Annotated in this window: 31 protein-coding genes; 1 reads left to right on the top strand and 30 read right to left on the bottom strand. The window is 44.4% G+C overall.

What is annotated here, in order from left to right; translation table 11 throughout:
• Positions 1 to 26 precede the first annotated feature (26 nt).
• The 17 genes from ACNFN4_RS20860 to metG form a co-directional block, all read right to left on the bottom strand.
• The gene (locus tag ACNFN4_RS20860; RefSeq protein WP_004264650.1) at positions 27 to 257 is read right to left on the bottom strand and encodes an anti-sigma-F factor Fin family protein; all 231 of its coding nucleotides are present in this window, start codon (positions 255 to 257) and stop codon (positions 27 to 29) included.
• Positions 258 to 318: 61 nt separating this feature from the next.
• Positions 319 to 885, bottom strand: a complete 567-nt coding sequence (gene pth, locus ACNFN4_RS20855) for an aminoacyl-tRNA hydrolase (RefSeq protein WP_014416725.1) — start codon at positions 883 to 885, stop codon at positions 319 to 321.
• A gap of 84 nt (positions 886 to 969) precedes the next feature.
• Positions 970 to 1,578, bottom strand: coding sequence for a 50S ribosomal protein L25/general stress protein Ctc (locus ACNFN4_RS20850; protein ID WP_014416724.1), 609 nt, complete (start codon positions 1,576 to 1,578; stop codon positions 970 to 972).
• A gap of 84 nt (positions 1,579 to 1,662) precedes the next feature.
• Entirely contained in the window at positions 1,663 to 2,616 is a 954-nt protein-coding gene (locus ACNFN4_RS20845) for a ribose-phosphate diphosphokinase (RefSeq protein WP_004264656.1), read from the bottom strand.
• Between the two features lie 21 nt (positions 2,617 to 2,637).
• Positions 2,638 to 4,008, bottom strand: coding sequence for a bifunctional UDP-N-acetylglucosamine diphosphorylase/glucosamine-1-phosphate N-acetyltransferase GlmU (glmU, locus tag ACNFN4_RS20840; RefSeq protein WP_004264658.1), 1,371 nt, complete (start codon positions 4,006 to 4,008; stop codon positions 2,638 to 2,640).
• A gap of 191 nt (positions 4,009 to 4,199) precedes the next feature.
• Entirely contained in the window at positions 4,200 to 4,493 is a 294-nt protein-coding gene (gene spoVG / locus ACNFN4_RS20835) for a septation regulator SpoVG (protein ID WP_004264660.1), read from the bottom strand.
• Between the two features lie 195 nt (positions 4,494 to 4,688).
• The gene (ridA, locus tag ACNFN4_RS20830) at positions 4,689 to 5,069 is read right to left on the bottom strand and encodes a 2-iminobutanoate/2-iminopropanoate deaminase (protein WP_004264663.1); all 381 of its coding nucleotides are present in this window, start codon (positions 5,067 to 5,069) and stop codon (positions 4,689 to 4,691) included.
• Positions 5,066 to 5,923: a pur operon repressor gene (gene purR / locus ACNFN4_RS20825; RefSeq protein ID WP_004264666.1), complete on the bottom strand. Its 858-nt coding sequence runs from the start codon at positions 5,921 to 5,923 to the stop codon at positions 5,066 to 5,068. The genes ridA and purR overlap by 4 nt, the downstream gene beginning before the upstream one ends.
• A 55-nt stretch (positions 5,924 to 5,978) precedes the next feature.
• Entirely contained in the window at positions 5,979 to 6,848 is an 870-nt protein-coding gene (gene ispE, locus ACNFN4_RS20820; protein ID WP_007409927.1) for a 4-(cytidine 5'-diphospho)-2-C-methyl-D-erythritol kinase, read from the bottom strand.
• 143 nt (positions 6,849 to 6,991) lie between these two features.
• The gene (locus ACNFN4_RS20815; protein WP_011996172.1) at positions 6,992 to 7,180 is read right to left on the bottom strand and encodes a small, acid-soluble spore protein, alpha/beta type; all 189 of its coding nucleotides are present in this window, start codon (positions 7,178 to 7,180) and stop codon (positions 6,992 to 6,994) included.
• Positions 7,181 to 7,342: 162 nt separating this feature from the next.
• The gene (gene veg / locus ACNFN4_RS20810; protein WP_003218330.1) at positions 7,343 to 7,603 is read right to left on the bottom strand and encodes a biofilm formation stimulator Veg; all 261 of its coding nucleotides are present in this window, start codon (positions 7,601 to 7,603) and stop codon (positions 7,343 to 7,345) included.
• Positions 7,604 to 7,814: 211 nt separating this feature from the next.
• Complete coding sequence (gene yabG, locus ACNFN4_RS20805) at positions 7,815 to 8,690, bottom strand: sporulation peptidase YabG (protein ID WP_004264691.1); 876 nt, start codon at positions 8,688 to 8,690, stop codon at positions 7,815 to 7,817.
• A 172-nt stretch (positions 8,691 to 8,862) separates the two neighbouring features.
• A complete protein-coding gene (rsmA, locus tag ACNFN4_RS20800; protein ID WP_015239023.1) occupies positions 8,863 to 9,744 on the bottom strand; it encodes a 16S rRNA (adenine(1518)-N(6)/adenine(1519)-N(6))-dimethyltransferase RsmA in 882 nt (293 codons plus the stop codon).
• Complete coding sequence (rnmV, locus tag ACNFN4_RS20795) at positions 9,734 to 10,297, bottom strand: ribonuclease M5 (protein WP_004264696.1); 564 nt, start codon at positions 10,295 to 10,297, stop codon at positions 9,734 to 9,736. The genes rsmA and rnmV overlap by 11 nt, the downstream gene beginning before the upstream one ends.
• Before the next feature lie 134 nt (positions 10,298 to 10,431).
• Positions 10,432 to 11,757 (bottom strand): G5 and 3D domain-containing protein, encoded by a 1,326-nt coding sequence (locus ACNFN4_RS20790; RefSeq protein ID WP_023356663.1) that lies wholly within the window; start codon positions 11,755 to 11,757, stop codon positions 10,432 to 10,434.
• Positions 11,758 to 11,891: 134 nt separating this feature from the next.
• Positions 11,892 to 12,659: a TatD family hydrolase gene (locus ACNFN4_RS20785; RefSeq protein ID WP_017419495.1), complete on the bottom strand. Its 768-nt coding sequence runs from the start codon at positions 12,657 to 12,659 to the stop codon at positions 11,892 to 11,894.
• A gap of 76 nt (positions 12,660 to 12,735) precedes the next feature.
• Positions 12,736 to 14,727, bottom strand: a complete 1,992-nt coding sequence (gene metG, locus ACNFN4_RS20780; RefSeq protein ID WP_014416719.1) for a methionine--tRNA ligase — start codon at positions 14,725 to 14,727, stop codon at positions 12,736 to 12,738.
• Positions 14,728 to 15,209: 482 nt separating this feature from the next.
• Here metG and abrB point away from each other — a divergent pair, with 482 nt between their 5' ends.
• The gene (gene abrB, locus ACNFN4_RS20775) at positions 15,210 to 15,500 is read left to right on the top strand and encodes a transition state genes transcriptional regulator AbrB (RefSeq protein ID WP_169510469.1); all 291 of its coding nucleotides are present in this window, start codon (positions 15,210 to 15,212) and stop codon (positions 15,498 to 15,500) included.
• Positions 15,501 to 15,549: 49 nt separating this feature from the next.
• Here abrB and rsmI read toward each other — a convergent pair whose 3' ends face one another.
• From rsmI to ACNFN4_RS20710, 13 genes are all read right to left on the bottom strand, one after another.
• On the bottom strand, positions 15,550 to 16,431 hold the full coding sequence (gene rsmI / locus ACNFN4_RS20770; RefSeq protein ID WP_014416718.1) for a 16S rRNA (cytidine(1402)-2'-O)-methyltransferase: 882 nt from the start codon (positions 16,429 to 16,431) through the stop codon (positions 15,550 to 15,552).
• Positions 16,406 to 16,705: a GIY-YIG nuclease family protein gene (locus ACNFN4_RS20765; RefSeq protein WP_007409921.1), complete on the bottom strand. Its 300-nt coding sequence runs from the start codon at positions 16,703 to 16,705 to the stop codon at positions 16,406 to 16,408. Before ACNFN4_RS20765 ends, rsmI begins: the two co-directional genes overlap by 26 nt.
• A complete protein-coding gene (locus ACNFN4_RS20760) occupies positions 16,692 to 17,435 on the bottom strand; it encodes a tRNA1(Val) (adenine(37)-N6)-methyltransferase (RefSeq protein ID WP_004264717.1) in 744 nt (247 codons plus the stop codon). The genes ACNFN4_RS20765 and ACNFN4_RS20760 overlap by 14 nt, the downstream gene beginning before the upstream one ends.
• Positions 17,436 to 17,495: 60 nt before the next feature.
• A complete protein-coding gene (gene yabA, locus ACNFN4_RS20755; protein ID WP_004264720.1) occupies positions 17,496 to 17,855 on the bottom strand; it encodes a replication initiation-control protein YabA in 360 nt (119 codons plus the stop codon).
• A 14-nt stretch (positions 17,856 to 17,869) separates the two neighbouring features.
• Positions 17,870 to 18,697, bottom strand: a complete 828-nt coding sequence (gene ricT / locus ACNFN4_RS20750) for a competence/sporulation regulator complex protein RicT (RefSeq protein ID WP_004264723.1) — start codon at positions 18,695 to 18,697, stop codon at positions 17,870 to 17,872.
• A 2-nt stretch (positions 18,698 to 18,699) separates the two neighbouring features.
• The gene (holB, locus tag ACNFN4_RS20745) at positions 18,700 to 19,689 is read right to left on the bottom strand and encodes a DNA polymerase III subunit delta' (protein WP_007409919.1); all 990 of its coding nucleotides are present in this window, start codon (positions 19,687 to 19,689) and stop codon (positions 18,700 to 18,702) included.
• A gap of 11 nt (positions 19,690 to 19,700) precedes the next feature.
• Complete coding sequence (locus tag ACNFN4_RS20740; RefSeq protein ID WP_448200454.1) at positions 19,701 to 20,141, bottom strand: YaaR family protein; 441 nt, start codon at positions 20,139 to 20,141, stop codon at positions 19,701 to 19,703.
• Between the two features lie 12 nt (positions 20,142 to 20,153).
• Positions 20,154 to 20,483, bottom strand: a complete 330-nt coding sequence (gene darA, locus ACNFN4_RS20735; protein WP_004264734.1) for a cyclic di-AMP receptor DarA — start codon at positions 20,481 to 20,483, stop codon at positions 20,154 to 20,156.
• Between the two features lie 70 nt (positions 20,484 to 20,553).
• Positions 20,554 to 21,192, bottom strand: a complete 639-nt coding sequence (gene tmk / locus ACNFN4_RS20730) for a dTMP kinase (protein ID WP_007615155.1) — start codon at positions 21,190 to 21,192, stop codon at positions 20,554 to 20,556.
• Positions 21,189 to 22,622: an aminotransferase class I/II-fold pyridoxal phosphate-dependent enzyme gene (locus ACNFN4_RS20725; protein WP_448200453.1), complete on the bottom strand. Its 1,434-nt coding sequence runs from the start codon at positions 22,620 to 22,622 to the stop codon at positions 21,189 to 21,191. The genes tmk and ACNFN4_RS20725 overlap by 4 nt, the downstream gene beginning before the upstream one ends.
• Before the next feature lie 77 nt (positions 22,623 to 22,699).
• The gene (locus ACNFN4_RS20720) at positions 22,700 to 23,818 is read right to left on the bottom strand and encodes a toxic anion resistance protein (protein ID WP_448200452.1); all 1,119 of its coding nucleotides are present in this window, start codon (positions 23,816 to 23,818) and stop codon (positions 22,700 to 22,702) included.
• A 15-nt stretch (positions 23,819 to 23,833) separates the two neighbouring features.
• Positions 23,834 to 24,448 (bottom strand): 5-bromo-4-chloroindolyl phosphate hydrolysis family protein, encoded by a 615-nt coding sequence (locus ACNFN4_RS20715; RefSeq protein ID WP_014416714.1) that lies wholly within the window; start codon positions 24,446 to 24,448, stop codon positions 23,834 to 23,836.
• 148 nt (positions 24,449 to 24,596) lie between these two features.
• Positions 24,597 to 24,791, bottom strand: coding sequence for a sigma factor G inhibitor Gin (locus ACNFN4_RS20710; protein ID WP_007409914.1), 195 nt, complete (start codon positions 24,789 to 24,791; stop codon positions 24,597 to 24,599).
• Positions 24,792 to 24,965: the final 174 nt, after the last annotated feature.

Genomic DNA, 24,965 nt, shown 5'->3' with positions numbered 1-24,965 from the left:
TGGTCTAGAATCTACACCAAAGCTTCTTATTGAATAAATGTGTTGTGTTCATGGTAGTGCGGATTGCGTTCCAGCGCCTCTTGGCAGTCTTCACAAATTGTAAGAACATGGACATCTCCATTGTCTTTATATGAAATCATATCGTTTCTTTCCTCATTTGTTAAGTGCTGAAATCCAAGTGACTGTGTCGGCACCGTCGAATATTCCAGGCTCCCTACCTTAAAGCCGCAGTGGCGGCAGAAATAATGCAAAGCCATACGTTGGACCTCCTGATGTGAAAAAATCATTTTTCCCTAGTATGGTCTCCCATTATTTATCTTATACATTTGCATTAAATTCGTTCATGACTTCTAAAAATGGTTTCGTTAAGGAAGCTTCGCAGGCTTTTACGGTTTTTGAGACGGCATCATTGATATTCGGCAATTCTTCCTTCGTAAAAGCTCCCAGTACATAGTCAACGACTTTCATTCCGCCAGCGGGGCGGCCGATTCCGATTCTGACCCGGTCAAATTCGGGGGTTCCGAGGTGCTGTATAAGCGATTTAATTCCGTTATGTCCGCCTGCGCTCCCCTTCGTCCGGAGCCTGATTTTTCCCGTCGGAAGATCAAGGTCATCGTATATGACTTTCAGATCTTCATGATCGGCATCATAATAATCCAGTAGCGGCCGCAAACATTCCCCTGATAAATTCATATATGTAAGCGGTTTAACAAGTAGAACTTTTTTTCCGGAAACAAACCCCATTCCGTAAAGTCCGTTGAATTTCGTTTTATTCAGTTCAATATTCCATTCTTTAGAAAGCTCGTCAATGGCCATAAAGCCGACATTATGTCTCGTGTTCTCGTAGGTTTTCCCGGGGTTACCGAGACCGGCAATCACAAGCATCGTAAATCCTCCCTCAACATCGCTGTAATTCTTCTCATTCTAGCACAAAAGACGTAACCTCGGGCGGGTTACGTCTTAAAGCGCTTATTGATTTTCTCCTTCGGGCTCTTCCCCAGGAGACGGTTCTGCATCTTCTTCGAATGCTTCCTGCTTAGGAGGAAGGATGGAAGCCACGACTTCTTCCGGGTCGTTTGTAAATGTATAATTGCCGTCAGCAGTCAGATCTGCGATGGTCAGCACATCATTCATCTCAAGTCCTGAAATATCAACATTGATTGTCTGAGGGATGTCCTTCGGTCTGGCCTTAATCGAAAGCTCATGCAGCGGCTGCTGGATGACGCCTCCGTCTTTGACTCCCTTCGCCTCTCCCGTCAGCTGAATCGGCACCTCGGCCTCCAGCTCCTCACTCATATTCACGACTTGAAAATCGGCGTGCGTCAATTCGTTTTTGAGCGGGTCTGTCTGAAGATCAGTCACCATAACCGATTGCTGATTTCCGTTGACATCAATTGTGATAATCGTGTTTTTTCCTTCGTCCCGCAATGTTTTAAGCAATTCGACACTGTCTAAAGAGACAGGCGTATTCGTTGTTTCTTTACCGTATATAATCCCTGGAACATGTCCTGAATGACGGATTTTCCGAAGCGTCGAACGTTTAAAATCTGTTCTTTCATTTGCTTTTAAAGTTGCCATATTCAGCACCATCCTAATTATCGTTTTATCGTCCTATTAGAACAATACCCACAATAACTGGGATTTAAACCTTAAAGTTTCGGTTTAGCTGAATAAATAGCTGACAGATTGTTTCTCGTGAACGCGGATAATCGCTTCAGCCAGAAGCGGTCCGACAGAAAGCTGCTTAAAGCGGTCGATTTTTTTCTCATCAGGAAGCTTAATGCTGTTCGTTACGACAAGCTCCTTGATTTTAGAGTTATTGATCCGCTCAACGGCAGGGCCTGACAGTACAGGGTGCGTACAGCATGCATACACTTCTGCAGCTCCGTTTTCAACCAGCGCGTTAGCGGCAAGTGTGATTGTGCCGGCCGTATCAATAATATCATCGATCAGAATCGCTGTTTTACCTTCCACGTTACCGACGATGTTCATCACTTCTACCTCATTCGGTCTAGGACGGCGTTTGTCGATAATCGCGATCGGCGCTTTCAGACGGTCCGCAAGTTTGCGGGCGCGCGTCACACCGCCGTGGTCAGGAGAAACAATGACGATATCTTTCAAGTCTTTACCTTCAAAGTAATGGCCTAAAATCGGAACACCCATTAAGTGGTCAATCGGAATATCAAAGAAACCTTGAATTTGCGGCGCGTGTAAATCAAGCGCGATCACGCGTGTCGCACCCGCTGTTTCAAGCAGGTTTGCAAAAAGTTTTGCCGTAATCGGTTCACGTGATCTTGCTTTTCTGTCCTGGCGCGCATAACCGTAGTACGGAATCACAATGTTGATTGTTTTCGCGGAAGCGCGCTTTAAAGCGTCAACCATAATCAGCAATTCCATAATGTGCTCATTAACCGGCGCACTTGTAGACTGAATGATATAGCAATCACAGCCGCGAATACTTTCTTCTATGTTGATCTGGACCTCTCCGTCACTGAATCTTGTAACAGAGCACTTTCCTAATTGAACCCCTACATTATCCGCGATTTCTTTTGCAAGTTCTGGATTTGAATTCAAAGAAAAAATCTTTAAATTCTTATCTCCGTATTCGTTAGACATGGTAAACCTCCGATTTTAGGATTATTTTTTATGAATGTTTTTCACATAATCTTCTTTATTTACTTGTCTTGCTCTGGCAATGGCAAGCGCTTCGCCCGGCACATCTTCAGTTACGGTTGAACCCGCAGCGACGTACGCGCCTTCTCCCACTGTAACAGGAGCGACCAGATTGGAGTTGCAGCCTATAAAGGCGCCGTCTTCAATTTTGGTTAAATACTTTTTCTTCCCATCATAATTGACCGTGATGGAGCCGCAGCCCAGATTCACATCCGTGCCCACTTCGGCATCACCGATATAGCTTAAATGAGATGCTTTGCTTCGGTCGCCGAATTGTGTTTTCTTGATTTCAACAAAGTTTCCGATCTTCACTTCATTGCCGATTGCGGAATCGGGTCTGATGTGAGCAAAAGGACCGATATTTACATCATTCCCAACTTTGCTGCGATTGACAACGGATTGTTTAATCACAGTGCGGCTGCCGATTGAGCTGTCCTCTATCTCAGTGTGAGGGCCGATGACACATTCATCGCCGATTTCAGCTTGTCCCTTTAACACAGTTCCGGGATAAATAACTGTATCTTGTCCGATACGTGCGTCAGGTGAGATGTACGTATTCATCGGATCGATTAAAGTGACTCCGTTCTGCATATGCCGTTTGTTAATACGCTCTTTCATATACATTTCAGCCTGAGAAAGAGCGACTCTATCATTCACTCCGAGCGTCTCTTGGAAGTTACCAGTCTGGTAAGCGGCAACAGTTTCGCCTTCGTCTTTGAGGATTTCGATCACATCCGGCAGATAATACTCGCCTTGGGCATTTTCATTCGAAACCTGTTCGATGACACGAAAAAGAGCCTCGTTATCAAAACAGTACGTTCCCGTGTTAATTTCTTTCACAAGACGTTCTTGCTCCGAAGCATCCTTGTGCTCCACGATTTTTTGAACGGCGCCGTCTTCACTGCGGATGATTCTTCCGTATCCGGCGGGATCGTCGGCAACGGCCGTTAACACCGTGGCTTTTGCACCTTTGTCTGTATGTTCATTCAGCATGGCTTCCATCGTCTCCGCCGTCAGAAGCGGTGTATCGCCGCAAATAACGATCGTGACACCCTTTTCTCCGTGAAGAAATGGTTTCGCCTGTTTGACCGCATGAGCCGTACCGAGCTGTTCTGCTTGGAGAGCGTAATCGCTTTTCTGTCCGAGCTGCTTCTTCACATCTTCGGCGCCGTGTCCTACGATGGTGACAAGCTTCGCTAAAGATAATTTCAGAGCTTCGTCTGCGACGTGCTCTACCATAGGCTTTCCGCATACCGGATGAAGGACCTTGTAAAGCTTCGATTTCATTCTCGTTCCTTTTCCGGCAGCTAAAATCACTGCAAACCGCTTATCCATTTAATGGCCTCCAATATCCCTTTTATCCATAGAAAAATATATCCTAAATAGCTGTTGATTTCAAGAAGACATCAAAAAGTGCAAGAATTTTCTATGTAATCGCTTTATTACTGAAAAATCAGATTTAAAAAAGGACTGCCGGAAAAGGCCTTGTGTCAGCCTTTATCAGCAGTCCTTACATTTTGTTATGTTTAAGAAGCCCCGGCTTCTTCATATTCTAATGCTTCAGAGTCACCCAAACGATGATACTCATTTAAAACAGCATCCTGGATCTTGCCCCGCGTGCTGGAATTAATAGGATGAGCAATATCGCGGAATTCTCCATCAGGGGTGCGTTTACTCGGCATCGCAACGAAAAGACCATTGTTTCCATCAATCACACGAATATCATGTACGACAAATTCGTGATCCAGCGTGATGGATGCAATCGCTCTCATGCGACCATCGGTATTCACGCGGCGTAATCTTACGTCAGTAACTTCCACAGTAGTTCACCACCTTTTCCCTATATAAAAGCATTAGTCTAACAATTCCACGATTCTTTTTAAATTCCTGCACGTTTCAAAAAGTTTTTTTGAAAATATAGGATATACATACACAATTAGGTGATAAACCATATTTGGGGATCATATACTGCATAAAAAAAGTGATCCCGGAGACCGGAACCACTTTTCTGAGATTTAAGATTTCACCAGCGCAATGACTTCAATTTCCACGAGAGCGTCTTTCGGCAGTCTCGCCACTTCCACACAAGACCTTGCCGGCTTATGTACATCAAAGTATTGTCCGTACACTTCATTCACTTCCGCAAACTGCTCCATATCAGCAATAAACACCGTTGCTTTTACAACCGTCTCGAGCGAAGCGCCCGCTTCTTTCAGCACAGCTTTTAAATTGCTGAACACCTGATGCGTTTGTTCTGTGATATCACCGTTTACCATTTCTCCTTCAGCAGTAAGAGGAATCTGGCCTGAGCTGTAAAACATGTTGTTTACGATGATTCCCTGTGAATATGGCCCGATCGCTGCCGGCGCGTGTTTTGTATGGATTGCTTTTGTCATTTTTCTGTCTCCCCATTCTTTAAATGCTGTTCTTTAAAAAATCGCAGAAAATTGCCGTTTTGAATCTCAATCGTTTTGTCTTTCATATTGATGGTTGAAAGCGTGAGCAGTGACATGTATTCATCGACAAGCCGTTCATTCACTCCCTCGGCTTCAACCAAGACGCCTATTCCCGCGACGTTTGCATTAAACTCATCAAGTAGGCTGATCATGCCGTTAATGGTGCCGCCGGCTTTCATAAAGTCGTCAATAATCAAAACGTTCGAACCCGTAGCCAAACTTCTTTTCGCAAGCGACATCGTTTGAATGCGGTTAGATGACCCTGATACATAATTGATGCTCACCGTGGAGCCTTCCGTCACTTTGTTGTCCTTTCGCACGATGACAACCGGAACGTTCAGATAACTGGCCGCTGCGTAAGCAAGAGGGATTCCTTTTGTCGCAACGGTCATCACCACATCAATCTCCCGCTCCGCAAAAACGGAAGCAAAAAGCCTGCCTACATGAGAGAGGACAGATGGTTTTCCTAAGATATCCGTTAAATATACATAACCGCCCGGAAGGATACGCTCAGGATTTACTAAAGACTGTCCCAGCTCCTGTATAAACGCTTCTGCTTCAGCCTGTTTCACTTTCGGAATGTATTTGACGCCTCCGGCAGCTCCCGGCACTGTAAGCAGCGTCCCAATGCCTTGCTGTTCAAAGGTCTGTTTAATAATCGTTAAATCTTCACTGATTGATGACTTTGCTGATTGATACCGTTCTGAGAAAAATGTTAACGGTATTAATTCATGCGGATGGGTTAACAAATAATTTGTTAAGTCCACCAATCTGCCGCTGCGACGAAACTTCATGAACTTACCCCCAAAATCCGAATAATTTAAAAATAATATAACTTAATATACGGATTTAATCAAGAGCATTCTGTTCGCCGATCATCCGCACCGCGTACACTTGATCACAGAAACCTCTTAACCCGTTATAAATCCGCTGCACCTTCGATTCGTATTGAACCAAACCGAATACAGTCGGTCCGCTTCCGCTCATTAACACCGCATCAGCGCCGAAGCGTTTCATTTGATTTTTAATCATCGCCACCTCGGGATGGAGGCTGAGCGTAACCGACTCCAATACGTTTCCTAATTGTCCGCATACCTTTTGGAAGCTTTTTTCTTCAATCGCGTCAATCATCGCCTGCACATCAGGATGCCGAACCTGCTGTAAGTTCAGCCGGCGGTACACTTCGGCAGTCGATACCCCGATCGTCGGTTTGGCGAGCACGACCCAGCAATGAGGCGGAGCACTAATGTGCCTGATCTTCTCACCGCGTCCGGTTGCCAAGGCAGTGCCTCCGTATACACAGAAGGACACGTCTGAACCGATTTCAGCTCCAAGCTCCGCGAGCTCTTCGACAGAAAGCTTTAAATCCCAAAGCCTGTTCAGCCCTCTGAGCGTGGCTGCCGCATCGCTGCTTCCGCCGGCAAGGCCTGCCGCAACAGGGATCACTTTTGTAATCATAATGGAAACGCCTTTTTTGACTTGAAACCGTTCTTTAAGCAGTTTGGCTGCCTGATAAGCCAGATTCCTTTGATCATCCGGAACAAAGCGATTATGCGACGCCACTCTGATAACGTTTTCGGGCAGTTCTGTCAGTTCAATCCGATCTGCCAAATCAATTGTCGTCATGATCATCTCCACTTCGTGATAACCATCCGGGCGTTTACTCGTCACATCGAGGGACAGATTGATTTTGGCCGGCGCTTTTTCTAAAATACGCATAGCTTTCACCTACTTCTCCATCTAAACATAAGTATGAACATTGTATCACATTTGGAGACCCGGAGGTACTTATCCGAAATTGACGCCGGTTTTGACAGCCGATAGAAAAAACCGGGGAACGGATTGTCCCCCGGGCCACTGCATTATCGGTTATTTTGGTTCTGAGCCGCCATCTGCTGTTCGGCAATCTCAATCGCGCGCTTTACCATATTCCCGGCGTCACGCGCCCGAATGCCTCCCCAGCCCTCGTTTTTCACCGTATCGTAAAAACCAAGGTCCTTCGCCAGCTCATATTTGAACTCATCTGACATAACTCCACGACGTCTGCCCAAACGAAACAACCCCTTTTATAGAATTGATCACCATTCGTGCACGCCACGATAAAACATGTGACACTTATAGCTTCCGTTTAATCGGCTGAAACTTTCGAGGGAATAATTAGAAGAGCTTTAGAAGGCAAAACAAAAAGCAGTAAACAAAAGGTTCACTGCCCATTAAAATGCTACTGAGCTTGCCGCATCGTCATTGAATGTCAATTCAACAGTCTCAGTCAGAATATCAGCATAACTGTATGAAACTCTTTCAAACGAATTCTCGTCTTGATCTAGTTGTATCACAAAAACAGAAGGGTACGTCTCAGCTAAAATGCCCGAACGCTCAATCGTTTTTCGGCGGCCGCCGTTTGCTTTTAACGTAAGCCGTTTACCTAAATTCCCATCAAGCGATCTTTTTATATCGGACAACGTCTTCGCCATTGCATCCACCTCACTACATTTATTGTACAACAAGAGCCCAATTTTGTCAAATAAAATTTAAATTATATCAACGTTAATAAGTCATTGTCAACAAAATTATTTTGACAAAATTCTATTGATTTCTGCGTTATTTTTCACAAGTTCCGGAAATTTATGTATCAATATGTAAAATAATTAACCCGCATAGCGAAATATATGCGGGTTTTATCACTCATCCATTTGATTTATACGGCATACCGACACGCAGCACACCCTTCGTTTCAATTCCTCCCAGCCCTTTCTCTCTCGTCAGCGTATTTCTCAGGACATCCCATACATTGATCCGCTCCATAAACGGGGTGAAGCTGATTTTCGCGACAATATATACCGGGTCAAGCGCATGGATATTGACGCGTGACGGCGAACTTGCAAAATTCGCGCCTGCCCTGATTAAAGACTCGAAATGAGATTGGCACGCCCCCGCGAATATGACCAGCTGATCCAAATGAGGTACTTTACGCCTCGCTCTTTGAACGGTTTCGACAAAGTGTTTGGAATGCCTGTAGGCGCTTAAATCGTTCACGCCTCCCTTATGCTTGGAATATGCATCATGGCCGGTGATGACTAAAATATCCGGCCTGTATTTATCAAGCAGCTCGTCAATTGATGCCGGCATTTTTTTCTCATGGCAATGAATTCCGTATACCGGCACACCGATTTTTTCATAAAAGTTCAGGCACTTTTTCAAATAGGCCTCATCGCCGTCCAGATGCAATACCTTTCCGGGCATATGAAAGTAGTGCTCCTGATGCTGATATTGATTTGTCGCATAATATTCCTGTTTTTCCCGAAGCAGCTTATAATCCTGGCGGAGCAGCTCGAGAGATTCATTCATCCTGCTTTCATCTCTTTTCTTTCTCATGGCCTGTTCGTCTTTTCTGACAGGCTCCAAATCAGAAAAATCAGCATCCGCAATCAATCTGACTTCGTCACCATGCAGGATGGCAATTGAATTTCCGTTGCTTGTTTGCTCTATACCGATAATGCGAAATAAAACATCCATTTGATAGGATTTCCTGGCTACCATATCTCCTATTTGAAATTGCACGTTACCCACTCCACAAATAGACTAAGCCTCATCATGAAAGAAGTCTTGGCAAATACACCTCTTTCCGCTGCGGCGCTTGATGTTTCAAGCTTTTCTTGCAGTTGAATGAATAAGGTTCTCCTCTAGCCTATGTAGCGGCAGTCCAAGTGGTGACGCAAAACAAAAAGCCCTCTTAGAAAAGGGCTTTATGCAATCCGTTGGACAGGAGCGCGAATTCTTCTATGGACAGGGATTCACCGCGCCGCTTTCCGTCAATATTCGTTTCTTGAAGAACTTCTTCAATTTGAGCTTTTTTCTCTTTTCCGCCCGGAAGATTGTTCACAAGGTTGTTAAGCAAGGTTTTCCGGCGCTGTGCGAAGCTTGCTTTAATCAGCTGGAAGAAAAACGGTTCATTATCGACGTCAACCGCCGGGCCGTCACGAAGCAAGAGACGGATGACGGCAGAATCAACATTAGGCTGAGGCACAAACACCGTTTTCGGGACGGTCATGACGGTTTTGGCCTCCGTATAGAATTGAACCGCAATGGAAAGCGATCCGTACTCCTTAGAAGAAGGATCAGCGGCCATCCGCTCAGCGACCTCTTTTTGCAGCATCACGACAATCCCTTTTAACGGAAGATGTTCTTCCAAGAGCTTCATGATGATCGGCGTCGTCACATAATATGGGAGATTCGCCGTCACCATAATTTCATCACAATCCTGAAAATGCTCTTCAATGACGGATTTGACGTCTGCTTTCAGCACATCTTGATGAATGATCGTTACATTGTCATATGGAGACAGCGTATCATTGAGAATGGGCAGGAGGCGCTGATCAATTTCAAACGCGACGACCTTTTTCGCCCGTTTGGCAAGCTGCTCTGTCAGCGCGCCGATTCCGGGCCCGATTTCAATGACTCCGGTCCGATCCGTAATTTCCGCATGGTCCACAATTCTGTCCAATATATTTGTATCAATTAAGAAATTCTGTCCCAGACTCTTTTTAAAAGAGAAACCGTACTTTTTCAGAATTTCCTTCGTTCTGATAGGTGTCGCGATATCTTTATTGTTCATCCTGTTCCTCCTGCCTCATAGCATCGAGCGCATCAATAAAATCACTTCTTTTGATTTGAAACATTTGCAGCCGTTTTTGAAGCTGCTTGCCGTTTGTATAGCCGATCTTCAGCAGGTCGCCCAATCGTTCGCGGCGTCTTTTGGCAGCCGGTCCGCCGATCAGACCGGCCTGTATGACATCTTCAGCTGAAATCTCACTCGGCTTTGCCTCCATCTCTTCATGCACATTTTCCAGACATGCTCTGATGCTTTCAATGGATGCGTGCTCAACGCCAATGCCGCGCTTGTTTTTCGGTTTGGCAAGATGTTTGGGCAGAAATGCGTGTTTACAGCCGGGTACTGCTTCAGAAATGGTTTTCCGGATCTTTTCCCCCGGAAAATCCGGGTCCGTCAGCACGATGACCCCTCTCGTTTCCTGCGCCAGCCGAATCTGTCTGATGACTTCGTCTCCGATTGCGGAACCGTTTGTCTCGATCGTATCCGCATCAACGGCAAGTTTTATGCGCGCAGTGTCATCGCGTCCCTCGACTACAATAATTTCTTTAATTTTCATTACTTCCTCCAAAAAAACTTTTTATATCCAAAACGAAACCTTTGCTTACATGTCACGTCTAATATACTGAAAATACACTTTACCTATTATAACGAAAAAAACAGAGGGCGCAAAACCCTCTGAGTGAATCGGAATTAATTTAAGATTTTTATTTTGACCTGTTTCTTTCCCCAGCGGTAAGCCGAAGATTTTTCAGGGAAAAAGACATCAATCCGTCTTCCTTTAATGGCTGAGCCTGTATCAGCGGCCACGGCATCCCCGTATCCGTCTACGTGGACTCTTGTGCCGAGCGGAATGACGCTTGGGTCTACCGCAATGACTTTAGCATTCGGATTGCTTGTCAGGTTAACGCCTGTAGCCGTATGGCCGGAACAGCCGCTGCAGCTTGCGGTATAAGCCGTGGAAGACACGGTAATCACTTTACCGGAAGATCCGGTTTCGCCAGAAGATGCCTTCACAGGTGCACTGAGCTGCTCAATCTTGGGACTGTGCCGCTTTGTGCCGACCGCAATGATTTGATCTTTGCTTTTTTCAGATGTTTCTTCTTTAACAAGCTTTCTTGAAACTTCTTTTCCATTTTCTTTGACAACATGAAAATGCTTTTTAAGTTTGCCTTCTTTTCCTTTTTGAACGATCTTTTCTTTCCCGCTGTCGAGAGACGCATCTTCTTTTTCTTTCACTTGATACGCTATTTTTTCCTCAACTACATCGGTGACTTTTTCGATACGAGTGATTTGTATGCCGGCCTGATTTTTTGTGAGCTTTTCGTGTAATGCCGGTTTTACTTTATCTTCGTCTTTCATGTCCATCTTATGCTGCGTTAAAAAGTCAGCGACCGTAGTCGAAGTCGTCCATATTTTCTTTTTCTTTCCCGCATCATTTACAGTGACCTGAAAAGCCGGGTCGACCGTGACTTTCATGCCGTTTGTCACTTTCGTATCTGCTGCTGGATCTATTTTATCGTGCTGATTCACAGGTGTATGCTGTTCGTTCAGAAATGCGCCGACTGTTTTTGCCGTTGACCATAAAGTCTTTTCTTCTCCGCCTCTTGTCACACGGATCTGCTTTGCAGCTTCATACACGACATTCATGTTGTCTGCCAATGCTGTCTGCTTAGACGGGGTAATCCGGTCTTCATTTCTCGTCTCTATATGTAAATCTTCCAGAAGTTCCCCAACCGTTTTTGCATGAGTGCGTATTTGCTTTTTCTTGCCGTTGATAGAAACAGAAACTGATTGTTTTGAGAGCTCATGTGCCCCGTATGCAGTCCCGGTTCCGCCCAGCAGAATAATAGCTGCAATAAGAATAACCTTGCTTTTACCAAGCTTTACGGAAAACAGTTTTTTCATTTTTTGTGTGATGAAAAACGCCTCCTTCTCCTCGGAGAGATTATATAGAGTATCTAAAATGCTGTCAACCCTCCCATCTCGAAGATGAAAAACCTTCAGCGTATCCCTCATTATGCAAAAACAAAGCAAAAAAAGGAAGAGAGACATATCGACAACCTATCTTATGAGGAGAAGGAAGCTTGTAGAACCGTTTTACATATCCACTGAATCGGACAAGCCTTTACACGTTACGACAGCGCATTCTGTCAGTTCATGCGGAAAAGTCTTTTTGCGTTTTCGGTTGTAATTGAGGCAATTTCTTCATATGTCAGCCCTTTTAATTCAGCGAGCTGTTCAGCAACATATTTTACGTAGCTTGGCTCATTTCGTTTACCGCGGAAAGGATGCGGTGTCAGGAAAGGACAGTCCGTTTCAATCAGCAAACGGTCATTCGGAATTTCCTTTGCTACTTCTTTTGGTTTCTTCGCATTTTTGAAGGTAACCGGTCCGCCGAATGAAATATAAAAATTCATATCCATACACTGCCGCGCAACCTCCGCGCTCCCCGTAAAGCAGTGCATAATGCCGCCGACTTCTTCCGCCCCCTCTTCTTTCAAAATCGTGACAACATCTTCCGTTGCATCACGATTATGAATGATAATTGGAAGGTTCACTTCTTTGGCGAGAGCGATTTGTTTCCGGAATACTTCTTTCTGAACGTCTTTTGGTGATTTATCCCAGTGGTAATCAAGGCCCATCTCTCCGATTGCCACGACTTTTTCGTGAGAGGACAATTCCTTAATCCATGATAAATCTTCCTCTGTCATGTCAATTGCATCTACCGGATGCCAGCCGATCGCAGCGTATATAAAGTCATATTCCTCAATCAGCTCCATCGCACGCGTGATAGTGGGTTTGTCGAATCCGACAACGACGATTCGTTCAACTTTTTCAGCCTTTGCACGCGCAATGACTTCCTCTAAGTCTGTGTCAAATTGCTCGGCATTTAAGTGCGCATGTGTATCAAAAAGCATCATAAAAACTCCTTTCTTGTTGAAAAACAAAAGGTGTTCGACGGAATGTTACACGTGAAACACCTTTTGCATCTATTTATTTAATTCGAGTGCCTTTCGGTAATGACTGGTCGACAGCTACAACTTTGAGAACGCCGTCCGATTCTCCTGCCAGTATCATTCCTTGAGAAAGCTCGCCTCTCAGTTTTACCGGTTTTAGATTCGTTACACAAATGATCTTCATTCCCACAAGCTGATCCGGTGTATAATGCTTCGCGATACCTGATACAACTTGGCGCTGTTCAAAGCCCAGATCAATTTGCAATTTCAACAGCCGATCTGCTTTTTTCACCGGCTCTGCGGACAAGACTTCTGCGACGCGAAGTTCTGTATCCATAAATTGATCAAACGTAATTTCAGGAAGACGCTCTGCCTCTTGCGGCTCTTCCGCCTTTTCTTCTTTAGCAGGAGCAGTTCCTTGCATTTTTTGCTTGATGTAAGCTACTTCTTCTTCAGCTTCAAGACGAGGGAAAAGCGGTTCCCCTTTTTTCACTTTCGTGTTCTTCAATTGGCCGAATGTCTGAATGCTGTCCCATGCTTTAAGAGACTGATCCTCAACTCCTAGCTGGGCAAACATTTTTTCAGGCGTTTGTGTCAAGAAAGGCTGGAGCAATACGGCTGAGATACGTAATGATTCAGCTAAATGATACATGACAGAACGTAATTCTTTTTCTTTTTCCTGATCTTTAGCAAGCACCCACGGAGCAGTTTCATCAATATATTTGTTCGTACGGCTGATTAATTGCCATAGCGTTGATAAAGCGACTGAAAACTCCATGTTTTCCATTGCCTTTTCATAAGCTTTAACCGTTTCACCGGCTACAGAAGAAAGCTCCGAATCAAAATCTGTCACATTTCCTTCATATGAACCAATCTCACTGTCAAAATATTTTTGGATCATTGCGACTGTACGATTCAGAAGGTTTCCTAAGTCGTTCGCCAAGTCATAATTAATCCGTTCTACGAAACCTTCCGGCGTAAAGACACCGTCTGAACCGAACGGTACTTCGCGAAGCAGGTAATAGCGAAGTTCATCCAAGCCGTAGCGTTCAATTAACGTTACCGGATCAACGACATTTCCTTTTGATTTCGACATTTTTCCGTCTTTCATCAATAACCAGCCATGCGCGAATACTTGCTTAGGCAGCGGGAGATCAAGCGCCATCAGCATAATCGGCCAGTAAATGGTATGAAAACGGACAATTTCTTTACCGACAAGATGGACGTCAGCCGGCCAGTACTTTTTGTAAAGCTCATCATTTTCCGTATCGTAACCGAGCGCTGTAATATAGTTGAACAGTGCGTCAATCCATACATACACGACATGCTTCGGATTTCCCGGTACTTTTACGCCCCAGTCGAACGTCGTTCTGGAAACGGCCAAATCTTCAAGCCCCGGTTTAATGAAGTTGTTAATCATTTCATTTTTGCGTGATTCAGGCTGAATGAAAGAAGGATTTTCCTCATAAAACTTCAGCAGGCGGTCTGCGTATTTGCTCATGCGGAAGAAGTATGACTCCTCTTTGATTAATTCGACCGGGTGTCCGCTGTCAGGGCTTTTTCCGCCTACAACCTCACCCTTCTCATTTCGTTCCACATCCACCAGCTGTGTTTCCGTATAGAATGTTTCATCAGGGATGCTGTACCAGCCCTCATACTCATCCAGGTAAATGTCACCATTATCAAGAAGTTTTTGAAACACTTTCTCGATAATTTCTTTGTGCCGGCTTTCCGTCGTCCGGATGAAATCATCGTGAGAAATGTCGAGCTGCTTCCATAGTTTTTGGATTTCAGCAACTGCACGATCCACATAAGCTTGAGGCGTGATATTCTCTTCCTCCGCTTTCTGCTGGATTTTCTGTCCGTGCTCATCCGTTCCGGTTAAGTAGCGTACGTCAAATCCTTTTAATCTTTTGTAACGCGCCATCGCATCGCCGGCCACGGTAGTATAAGCATGGCCGATATGTAATTTTCCGCTCGGATAATATATCGGGGTTGTAATATAAAAAGTATTATTGTCTTGCGGCATGTTGCAACCTCCCATTCAGAATGTCGAAAAGCTCACGCCCAAAGGACGAGAGCGGTTTTATTTGATATACAATATTGATATTTGTCCTCTATCTATGATACCATCTTAGCCTTTAAGATCAAGGATATATACGTACTGCGCGTAAAAGAGTAAATAAAATTAAAAATTTTTATTGAAATTAAAAAAAGTCTTAACATGTCGAAATTTGTCGTATATAATCTACTAATATAAAACATCTTGGTTCGAAAGTCTTGATTTAAAAGGATTTTCAGTAGGATAATAGGTTCGAAAAAGCAGTCAAAAAGCCTGTTATTTCAGGATTTCCAAGGCTTTACTTACTATAAGAACTAATTCTTACAAACAATAGCAAACAAAAAGATTGACGATTATTGGAAACCTTGTTATGCTAGGAATGTAAGGAATTTTGTCGAATAATGACGAAGAAAAATATAAACTACAAATAATTATCTCTCGGGAGGAGACTGTTAATGAAATCTACTGGTATCGTACGTAAAGTTGATGAACTTGGACGCGTAGTTATCCCTATCGAACTTCGCCGTACACTGGGCATCGCAGAAAAAGACGCTCTTGAAATTTATGTTGATGATGAAAAAATCATCCTTAAAAAATATAAACCAAACATGACTTGCCAAGTAACTGGTGAAGTTTCTGATGATAACCTTAAACTTGCCGGCGGCAAATTGGTACTCAGCAAAGAAGGCGCTGAGCAAATCATCTCTGAAATTCAAAACCAGCTTCAAAACCAAAAATAAGCTATTTCATACAAAAACCGTTCTTGTTACGACACAAGAACGGTTTTTTTTATGATTGAATGTGATAAGCGTCATAAATCTCGCGTTTCGGCACGTCCCGATCTACCGCTGTTTGTTTTATGGCCTGTTTGGAAGAAGATCCTTCATTTATGTAATGCTCCACATGTTCTTTCTCAGAAAGCTCCGTCCACCAAGGCTTTTCCTCTTCATCCGGTTCAGCGGTTTGATTTCCTTCGACAACGAGACAGAACTCACCGCGGATTTGATCTTCATTTGCCCATTCAATCACCTCGGCGATGGTTCCTCTGATGAATTCCTCGTACTTTTTCGTTAATTCTCTCGTGACAGCGATGGTTCGATTACCCAAAACGTCATGCATTGCTGTTAATGTTTCTTTTAATCTGTGCGGCGCTTCGTAAAATATCATCGTTTCCTGCCGTTTTTTCAGGAGTTCGAGTTCTTTCTTCTTTTCTTTTTTCTGTCTGTTTAAAAATCCGTAGAAGAAAAACGGCTGCGGGGTGATGCCTGATGCGGTCAGCGCGGTTAATGCCGCATTTGCACCCGGAAGCGGAACGACATATCCGCCGATTTGGGTGAAATCTCTCACAATCTCAGCCCCCGGGTCGGAAATTGTCGGCATGCCGGCATCACTGACCAATGCCACATTCTTTCCGCTTTTCAGCCATTCAATGATTTTATGGCCGCTGCTTTCTTTATTATGTTCATGATAGCTGATGAGAGATGTGTCTATGTCATAAACATGGCACAGTTTTTTCGTCTGTCTCGTATCTTCGGCAGCTATGACATCGGCCGATTTCAGCGTCTCTACTGCACGAAAGGTCATGTCCTCCAAATTGCCGATCGGTGTAGGAACAAGGTACAGAGTTCCCATTTCAGATTTTCCGTTAAAACTCATCTGGCGTCTTAACATATACAGCCTCCTTGCTGCGTCGTTTTTCTTCTATATATTGCTCTTTTTTCTTTCGGGTCAGCTGTTTAAAACGGTATTCCGCCTGCATCGCTTCCCGTTTTGTTTCAAATGATTCCGCATGGCATAACGAAACCGGCCTCCGCGCTCTTGTGTACTTCGCGCCCTTTCCCTCATTGTGGGTTTTCAGCCGTTTTTGCAGATCATTTGTATAACCGGCATACAGACTGTTGTCATTGCACAGCAGCACATAAAAGAAATGACTATTTGTCTCCATATAAAATCGTGCGGATCTCTTTCGTATATTCATTTTGTTCATTGTATACGAACAGCGGGGGAAGAATTTTGAGATCAGGGCGGCCGCCTTTAATTCCTTCAACCAAAATGGTATTCGCTTCTTTACCTTGTTTCGGATAAATAAACTGAACCCGTTTCGGTTCTATTCGGTACGCTTTCATTAATTCAAAGATTTCCAAAAGCCTCCCCGGCCGATGAACGAGAGCCGCTTTTCCGCCTTGCTTCAGCAGTTTGCTGCTGACGGAAATCACATCTTCAAGCGTGCAAAGGATTTCGTGCCTTGCGATTCTGAGATGCTCGTTCAGGTTCTGCTCCGCTTCTTTCGGTGTTTTAAAATAAGGCGGATTGCAGGTGACAACATCATATTTATTATGTCCGAGTCTTTCCGGCATATTTTTCAGATCATCATGAATGAGACTGATCTGACCGCCCAGCCCGTTGTATTCCACGCTTCGGAGCGCCATATCATACAAGCGTTCCTGAATTTCAACGCCGGTGATATCGGCTTTTGACCTTGTGCTGAGCAAAAGCGGCACAATGCCGTTCCCCGTGCATAAATCAACGATGTTCCCCTTTTGAATCGGAACGTATGCAAACTTAGACAGCAGCACGGCATCTAATGAAAAAGCGAAAACCGTCGGACTCTGTACTATTTTCATATCCTCTGCTAATAAGTAATCCAATCTTTCATCATCACGTAATGAAACCATAATCTTATTCCTTTCGGCACTCTTTGAAAAAGGCTTCCGACATCAGCGGAAGCCTTTTCCTTATTTTTTATTTAAGAAGGACAGACAAAAAAGGCAATCTCCCTTGCGGACGCTCCCATAATGGACGTTGCAAATATGAAAGCCTTCTTGATACAGCCGGGCCAGATTGTCGTACCCTTCTCCTATATCACTCTGCTCTGCCTTCTGTGTTTTTGTTTCTTTCTGATCGGCTTTGAATTTCTCAATTTGCTCTGTCGTGTCATCAAGCCGCTTACGCAAATGCTTATTTTCAAGCTGAAGATGGTGATTCTCTTCAATCATTTCGCCGATATGCTGCTTTAAGTCACCCAGCTGACGGTACAGCGAACCGATTTGTTCCTCCAGGTTTATGACAGTATCAAATAACTCTTTTTTATCCAAGGTTCCACACCTCGTTAATCTGTGGTTTGTGCGGATACGACGCCCTCTTCCAAGAGCTCTTCCCAAGTATATTCTATCACTTTTTCACGATTCTTCAGTTCCACCTGAAGCACCCGTTCCAGAATATTAAGACCGACAACCTTTGCGGGGCCGTTTGCCGTCGTAATCATTTCGCCTAAATCCGGCAGCTGTTCTTTTGCCGTCTCATACTCATCATTTTCGTACTTCAAACAGCACATCAAACGGCCGCACAGACCGGAAATCTTCGTTGGGTTCAACGATAAATTTTGATCCTTCGCCATTTTGATGGACACCGGTTCAAAATCACCGAGGAACGTGGAGCAGCAAAGCATTCTCCCGCAGGGCCCGATACCGCCGAGCATTTTCGCCTCGTCCCTCACCCCGATTTGGCGCAATTCGATTCTCGTTTTAAAGATAGAAGCCAAGTCTTTGACCAATTCCCTGAAATCTACCCGTCCGTCTGCTGTAAAGTAAAAAATGACTTTATTGCGGTCAAATGTAAACTCAACATCAACCAGCTTCATATCTAAGCCGTGGTCAGCCACTTTTTTCTGACAGACTTCAAAAGCGGACAAGGCCTCCTGTTTGTTTTCTTCTACAATGAGAAGATCGCGTTCATCAGCAACGCGTATGACCTTTCGAAGCGGAAGCACAACATCATGCTCGTCCACTTGTTTATTTGCGATGACAACCTGCCCGTATTCGACACCTCTTACGGTTTCAACAATGACGCAGCTGTCTTGTTCTATATCAAATCCGTTCGGATCAAAATAATAAATTTTCCCCGCTTTTTTAAAGCGGACGCCTATTACGTTGTACAAGCTTATCCCTCCTGCAACGTTAACACCAAGTGCTCCATTAATCCCTGCACATTCACATTGGAATGAAGCCGTTTTTTTGCTTCTAAAACAGCGAGAATTTGGTTCGTAACGCTTTGTTGTGTAAATTGCAGCGCATGCTGTTTTATTGATTGGAATAAGTCTTGATAAATCAGTTTATCTTCATTTCCAATTTGGATGGATAATACATCACGGTATATCAATAAGAGCATATCAAGACCCATTTCTTGATGGGTTTTTTCTTTGAAAAAGGGCACCCACTGATCCTGAATGAAGAAAAAGGCATGTCCTTTCCGCTGATGTAAGACTTCATACAATTTTATCACTTTCGCTCTGGACTCTGCAAACTCATCATTTCGACTTAATTCGACTGCTTCCGCAATATTATTTGTCATATTTGCTAAGAGCCGGGCCATGTGAGGGCTCACTTCCTGTTCAATCAGCCTTTCTTCTATGGCTTTCGGCTGAAGCGGCTGAAACGGAAGAACCTGACATCTCGAAACAATGGTATCCAGTATTCGGTGGAGCTGCTCAGTAATAAGAATTGCGATGGTGTCTTGACTCGGCTCCTCTAAAAATTTCAGCAGACTGTTTGCCGCATTTGTCGTCATTTGATCCGCATGGGATATAATGTACAGCTTTTTATGCGATTCCAGTCCTGTTTTGGAAAACTCTTCCTGAAGCGATTGGATCTGAGCCTTTTTAATGGATAATCCGTCGGGCTGAACCACATGCAGGTCGGGATGGTTTCCGGATTCGATACGCTTACAGTTCCGGCATTCCCCGCAAGGCTCAGTCCCGTCTTCAAGGCAAAAAAAGCTTTTTGCGAGAAGCAGTGCGGCATCCAATTTGCCCGTACCTTTTTTGCCTTCAAACAGATATGCGTGAGAAAGCCTTTTCTTTTCAATGCTGTTATGCAAAAGCCGCATCACTCTGGGCTGCTGCCCGGTCATTTCCTTCCATGATATTGCCATTGTATCACTCTCTATGTGTAAAGGTTAATCAATAAACCTTTTATTTCTCCGATTCGATCCAGCAAATCAATTGCCGGTTTTTCCTGATCTAACATTTCTTCCGTAAGCTGAAGCAGTTTTTCATCTATTTCTTTCACAAGCCCCAGAGTCCGGCTGCTGCCGTACAGGTCAAAGCTTTTCTCCGTCTCATGCGATAATCCGCTGTCTACGGCCTCTTTTACAAAACGTTTTACCAATCCTTTGAATTTCGCTAAGTCTTTGAAGTTTCTCGACTTCGTCAGCCTTTTCCCAAACGTTTCTATATCCGTTAAGAACCTGCTCAGCTGATCAAATTTCAGCTTGCTGCTTTGGCTGTCCATTGAACTTTTAAACGTTCCGGAAAGCTCTGAAGCTTTATAAGCAGGCTGCTGCTTTTTCTCAATAAATGTACGTAAGTCAGAATTTATTTTCACGTCGTCAAATCCTTAAAATTGATGAAATTCATCGACCGGGAGGACAAAGACCGTCGCTCCGCCGACTTCCACTTCGACGGGATATGGAACGTAGGAATCCGCATTCCCGCCCATCGGGGATACCGGGGCAATCATCTGATCACGTTTACAGCCATTCTCTTTAATGAGGCTGAGCGCTTTATCGACACGGATATCTTCCACCCCGATCATAAACGTCGTATTGCCTGATTTAAGGAATCCGCCTGTTGTCGCAAGTTTCGTCACCCTGAAGTTGTGGTCGGTTAATACTTTCAAAAGCCTGTTGCTGTCCTGATCCTGCACCACTGCCACTATTAGTTTCATTCTCTAGGCCCCCTTTAGGTTGGAAAGAACATTGTCGTTACATTCATTATAGCAACTTATGAGAAACAGGTCACAACTGAATTTTTTTCAATGCTTCATTTATCACTTGAAGTGCGTCCTGAATGACGAGTTCCTTCTTTTTCGATGCGTCTATTGTATGGAATCTTTCCGGAAAACGCTGCATTACCTTTTGGTATCCTTCCCGTACTTTCGTGTGAAAGTGCAGGGCCTCAAGATCGAGACGATTCTTTTCTCTTGAATCATTCGACGTAATCCGTTTCAACCCTTCTTCCGGCTCAATAGAAAAATAGATGGTGACATCAGGCATCGTATCGCCGATTGCAAACTGGTTGATAGAAAGAACTTCATCAATCCCTAGCCCTCTCGCATAGCCTTGATAAGCCAGCGAACTGTCGATGAAACGATCGCACAGCACAATGCGCCCTTCTTTCAATGCAGGCTGCACCTTTTCGGCTAAATGCTGTCTTCTCGCCGCAGCGTAAAGCAGTGCCTCCGTTTTTGCATCCATCAGTGTATTGTTTTTATTTAAGATCACTTCTCTGATCTGTTCCGCAATATCGATGCCGCCCGGTTCTCTTGTCGCTGTCACCGGGAGCCCCTCTGCCGACAGAATCTCTTTCATTTCCTGAAGCACAGTCGTTTTCCCTGCACCTTCAGGACCTTCAAATGTTATAAATAAACCGCTCATGATTTCTCCTCTTCTATATAGACAAGTAATTGTTCCCCGTTTAATAAGCCTTGAATATGCGCGTCCATGCCGATTAAACGGGAAAGCTTTTGTACGATCTCTTCTGTTATCCGTTCTCCGTCCATGATCAGCGGAATTCCCGGCGGATAAGGAATAATGTTCCCCGCATGCAAGCGCCCGGCCGCCTTATTTATATCTGCAGGCTCTTTTGTAAACTTCCGCATCTCATTTTGCGGATATTCAAGTGTCGAAATGGACGGAAATGTCCAATTCACGGCATCCGGCAATTTATCGGGCGGTGTATTCTCCAGTTTCTGCTGTATGTTTCTTACGGTTTCCTGTTCTATCATCCGCCGGCCGCCTATCGGCAGGACGAGCAATACTTGGTACTCGTCAGCCAGCTCGGCAACAATGTCTTCACTCTCCAAAATGCGTTGTAATGAATAGCCGGAATGTCCGAGCTTTGACCGAAGAATTAATTTTAACGGGTCCGCCCGCAGCCCATATCCGGAAGGCTCGATTATTTCAATAGAAGAAATTGATGCGAACCTTCGTTTGATTTTCTCAATGTGCTCCATATGAACGGGAAGTGTCCCTTTTTCAGCAATATCCTGCACATAAGCGCGCGCCGTATCTAAAGATGCCATAATCGGGTATGACGGGCTGCTGCTTTGCAGACTGCTTATATAATAAGTTAATCGGTCTCTGTCAATTCTGGTGCTGTTCAAATGAAAGTAAGACCCCATCGTCATAGCCGGAAGCGTTTTGTGAGCCGATTGAACAACAGCATCCGCCCCCATAGCCAATGATGAAGGCGGGAAAGGCTGGCCTAACACAAAGTGAGCCCCATGAGCCTCATCCACCAGTACAGGAACGCCGTATGAATGGGCTTTTTTAACTGCCGCAGTCAAATCGGCGGCGTGTCCGTAGTAAGTCGGATTGGTCAGAACAAGTCCTTTCGCGTTCGGATATGACGCCAGCGCTTTTTCGATGACTGAAAGGGATACATGTGCCGGCACATGCATGTTTTCATCGATTTCCGGCGACAAATAAACCGGCTTGGCTCCGGCCAATGCCGCCGCATGGAAAACAGACTTGTGACAATTACGCTGGATCAGAATGGGTTCTCCCGGTTCACAAACAGCTAAAATCATCGCCAGATTGCCGGCGGTCGTTCCATTGACGAGAAAGAAACTTTCCTGAGAGCCGTAAAATCTGCTCACCAAATCCTGCGCTTCCTTAATGACCCCCGTCGGGTGATGCAAGTCATCAAGACCCGTGATCTCAGTCATATCAATAGATAAAAGAGATTGATATACAGATTTGGCTTCATCAAAAAAGACATCTCCATTGTGATGTCCCGGAACATGAAAAGAATACGTATTTCGGTGCGCATGCTTCATCAGCGCTGTATATAAAGGTGTGTCCATTTTTAAACAAATCCTTTGCCTGTCTTTCTTATTATATCGTGACTGCGAGCCAACTTAAAGCTAAGACTTTTTGCCATCTAGCCGTTATCCCGGCCGGGCCTCATATCAAGCAGCTTCTTTTTTAAATCGCCTTCCATGATAACAAGCTCCTCCTCGGCACGCCTGCGTTTCATCCTGCCTTCTTCTTGAATAGACATGATTTCTTCAAGTGTGCTGACTAAGCTTTCCTGCACTTTTTTGAGGGTCTCTGCCTCAACAAGCCCGCGCTCATTAGCTTTGGCGGTCTCGACTGTACTTGTTTTCAGAAGTTCGGCGTTTTTCAGCAGCAATTGATTTGTCGTATCCGCCGCCTTCTGCTGCACATCTGCCGCACTCCGCTGCCTCATAAGCGTCAGCGCGATAGCGACTTGATTCTTCCATAAAGGAATAGCCGTAACAATGGAGGACTGAATTTTCTCTGCCAGTGCCTGATTTGTGTTTTGAATCAGGCGGATTTGCGGCGCACTCTGAAGCGTAATCTGCCTGCTCAGCAGCAGATCATGCACCCTCTTATCCAGACGGTCGGCAAACTGGCGAAGATCATTCACTTCCTGCGCGGCCATTTGATTGTGTTCTTGTAATTCGGCTTTTCTTGCCGCTTCGGGTATCAGCTTTGTTTTCAGCTCATCTAATTTTAATTCCCCCGCTGCTATATACATATTTAAATCAGAAAAGTATTGTTTATTTTGGGCGTACAGCTGATCTAACAATTTATTGTCACTCAACAGCACATTTTTAGAATGTTCCAGCCTTCTGCTGATACGGTCAATCTGCACACTTGTCTTTTGATATTTCGAAAGCACTTCCTGCACAGAACCGGACACCCTTTTAAACAGCCGGGTGAAAAACCCTTTGTTCTTCATCTGCAGATCATCAGGGTTTACCTGGTCAAGCTTCAGCATCAGATCAACCAGTATCTGTCCCATCTCTCCTGCATCTTTTCTTTGCACATGCTCTATCATCGTGTGGGAAAATTCCAGAAGGTTCGCCTGCGCCTGTGAACCAAACAGAACAATGCTTTGCATGTTCTCAGGGTCCAGTTTTTCAGCGAGCTGAAGTGCCGCTTCTCTTTTTTCTTCCGGCAGCGTATCTGCAAGCTTTAGATGAGTCTGGTCATTTTGGGCGCCCATGCTGTCGTCGGAACGGTCTTTGGCCATTTCCTTCTTCCTTTCTTATTTTCTCAGTGAATGCTTTGCCATATCTAATTCAAAGTGCAGGTCGTCGATGTCCTCCTTCATCAGTTCATGAAGATCCTCTTCCAGCCTTCTGGAAAGCTCTGCTAGAGTCATCCTCGTCTCACTCAAGGACATTGATAAATCTTTATTTTTTCGCGGCTGTGAGGAGAGCAGAGCATACTTTTCCGTCAGTTCCACAACAGAATCAAGCGTTTGATAATAGAAACGCTCTGCCTGATAAAAACGCTTCGGCTCCTGCTTTGTGAGCAGATATATTCGTCGGGTTATCCGCAGTATCTCTGCATTCTGCTTCAGCATTTGTATACTTTTAGAGCGAAAAAGCGCCCTGCGTAATCGGATGATTTTACCCTTTGCTTCCTCAAGATTTTCCTTGATATAAGCATATTCTTTTCTTGTCAGCCGGTGTTTTTTTAAAAAGAGACGCTTCGCATTCCACAGACCGGCCGCACTGACTGCGGCTCCGCTGGCTGCCCCGTATAAAAGCGAATACAGAAAAGGCTGATGCCCTATCGTAAAGAAGGTTATCCCCGCTAATACAAAAACTGTGCTGCCGCAAAGCGTCCATTTCATATATTGAATAAACGGTTTCATACTTGATCGACTCCTATTTATTCACTTTTATCAGTATTATCTATTACATTCCATGTCTAAACAAGTTCCTCTTCTTATCGTATCAGTTCTTTTATAAAAAGTGTAAAAACTCCTCTGATTTCAGGCAAAAAAAAGACCCTTTTCAGGGTTAAGAATATAACGTCGGTGTATGAAGGCTTTTCAGTTTACGAACGAAAAATTCATAATTCGGATCAGAGGTCGGAGTGGAAACTACTTTCTTCTCACACTCTAAACATATAAATTTCGTATAAATATGGATTCCCCTGCTTTTTTTGGTTTCACACACAATACATGTTTCTTCATGGCTGGACGTTTCATTCATTTTGCCCACCTCCGTATGAATAGCCTTCCCTTAAGCTGTTGATTGTATACACAATTTGGACCTTTTTGAAGTTTGCAATTAGTATATGGGCGTTTCCGTATTTCGGTGTTTGTTTTGTTTTTATTCAAAAACAAAAAAGGCAGCTCATAATGAGCTGCCTTTACCGTAATGATA

It is taken from the genome of Bacillus sp. N1(2025) (assembly GCF_053470005.1).
The sequence above is the reverse complement of the archived record's forward strand: the minus strand, read 5'-3'. Positions and strand labels throughout refer to the sequence as shown.

Bases quoted from the DNA above. Each gene is read 5' to 3' on its own strand.
- ACNFN4_RS20760 (WP_004264717.1), bottom strand. From the start codon at position 17,435: ATGGTTTCATTACGTGATGATGAAAGATTGGATTACTTATTAGCAGAG.
- veg (WP_003218330.1), bottom strand. From the start codon at position 7,603: ATGGCGAAGACGTTGTCCGATATAAAAAGATCGCTTGATGGGAATTTA.
- rnmV (WP_004264696.1), bottom strand. From the start codon at position 10,297: ATGAAAATTAAAGAAATTATTGTAGTCGAGGGACGCGATGACACTGCG.
- ACNFN4_RS20860 (WP_004264650.1), bottom strand. From the start codon at position 257: ATGGCTTTGCATTATTTCTGCCGCCACTGCGGCTTTAAGGTAGGGAGC.
- metG (WP_014416719.1), bottom strand. From the start codon at position 14,727: ATGCCGCAAGACAATAATACTTTTTATATTACAACCCCGATATATTAT.
- ispE (WP_007409927.1), bottom strand. From the start codon at position 6,848: ATGCGTATTTTAGAAAAAGCGCCGGCCAAAATCAATCTGTCCCTCGAT.
- rsmI (WP_014416718.1), bottom strand. From the start codon at position 16,431: ATGTTAAGACGCCAGATGAGTTTTAACGGAAAATCTGAAATGGGAACT.
- holB (WP_007409919.1), bottom strand. From the start codon at position 19,689: ATGGCAATATCATGGAAGGAAATGACCGGGCAGCAGCCCAGAGTGATG.
- ACNFN4_RS20725 (WP_448200453.1), bottom strand. From the start codon at position 22,622: ATGGACACACCTTTATATACAGCGCTGATGAAGCATGCGCACCGAAAT.
- ACNFN4_RS20720 (WP_448200452.1), bottom strand. From the start codon at position 23,818: ATGGCCAAAGACCGTTCCGACGACAGCATGGGCGCCCAAAATGACCAG.
- darA (WP_004264734.1), bottom strand. From the start codon at position 20,483: ATGAAACTAATAGTGGCAGTGGTGCAGGATCAGGACAGCAACAGGCTT.
- ACNFN4_RS20785 (WP_017419495.1), bottom strand. From the start codon at position 12,659: ATGCTTTTTGATACACATGCGCACTTAAATGCCGAGCAATTTGACACA.
- ACNFN4_RS20715 (WP_014416714.1), bottom strand. From the start codon at position 24,448: ATGAAACCGTTTATTCAATATATGAAATGGACGCTTTGCGGCAGCACA.
- ACNFN4_RS20710 (WP_007409914.1), bottom strand. From the start codon at position 24,791: ATGAATGAAACGTCCAGCCATGAAGAAACATGTATTGTGTGTGAAACC.
- rsmA (WP_015239023.1), bottom strand. From the start codon at position 9,744: ATGAACAATAAAGATATCGCGACACCTATCAGAACGAAGGAAATTCTG.
- ACNFN4_RS20790 (WP_023356663.1), bottom strand. From the start codon at position 11,757: ATGAGGGATACGCTGAAGGTTTTTCATCTTCGAGATGGGAGGGTTGAC.
- ACNFN4_RS20850 (WP_014416724.1), bottom strand. From the start codon at position 1,578: ATGGCAACTTTAAAAGCAAATGAAAGAACAGATTTTAAACGTTCGACG.
- ACNFN4_RS20765 (WP_007409921.1), bottom strand. From the start codon at position 16,705: ATGGAGACAAATAGTCATTTCTTTTATGTGCTGCTGTGCAATGACAAC.
- glmU (WP_004264658.1), bottom strand. From the start codon at position 4,008: ATGGATAAGCGGTTTGCAGTGATTTTAGCTGCCGGAAAAGGAACGAGA.
- ACNFN4_RS20845 (WP_004264656.1), bottom strand. From the start codon at position 2,616: ATGTCTAACGAATACGGAGATAAGAATTTAAAGATTTTTTCTTTGAAT.
- ridA (WP_004264663.1), bottom strand. From the start codon at position 5,069: ATGACAAAAGCAATCCATACAAAACACGCGCCGGCAGCGATCGGGCCA.
- purR (WP_004264666.1), bottom strand. From the start codon at position 5,923: ATGAAGTTTCGTCGCAGCGGCAGATTGGTGGACTTAACAAATTATTTG.
- tmk (WP_007615155.1), bottom strand. From the start codon at position 21,192: ATGAGCGGTTTATTTATAACATTTGAAGGTCCTGAAGGTGCAGGGAAA.
- pth (WP_014416725.1), bottom strand. From the start codon at position 885: ATGCTTGTGATTGCCGGTCTCGGTAACCCCGGGAAAACCTACGAGAAC.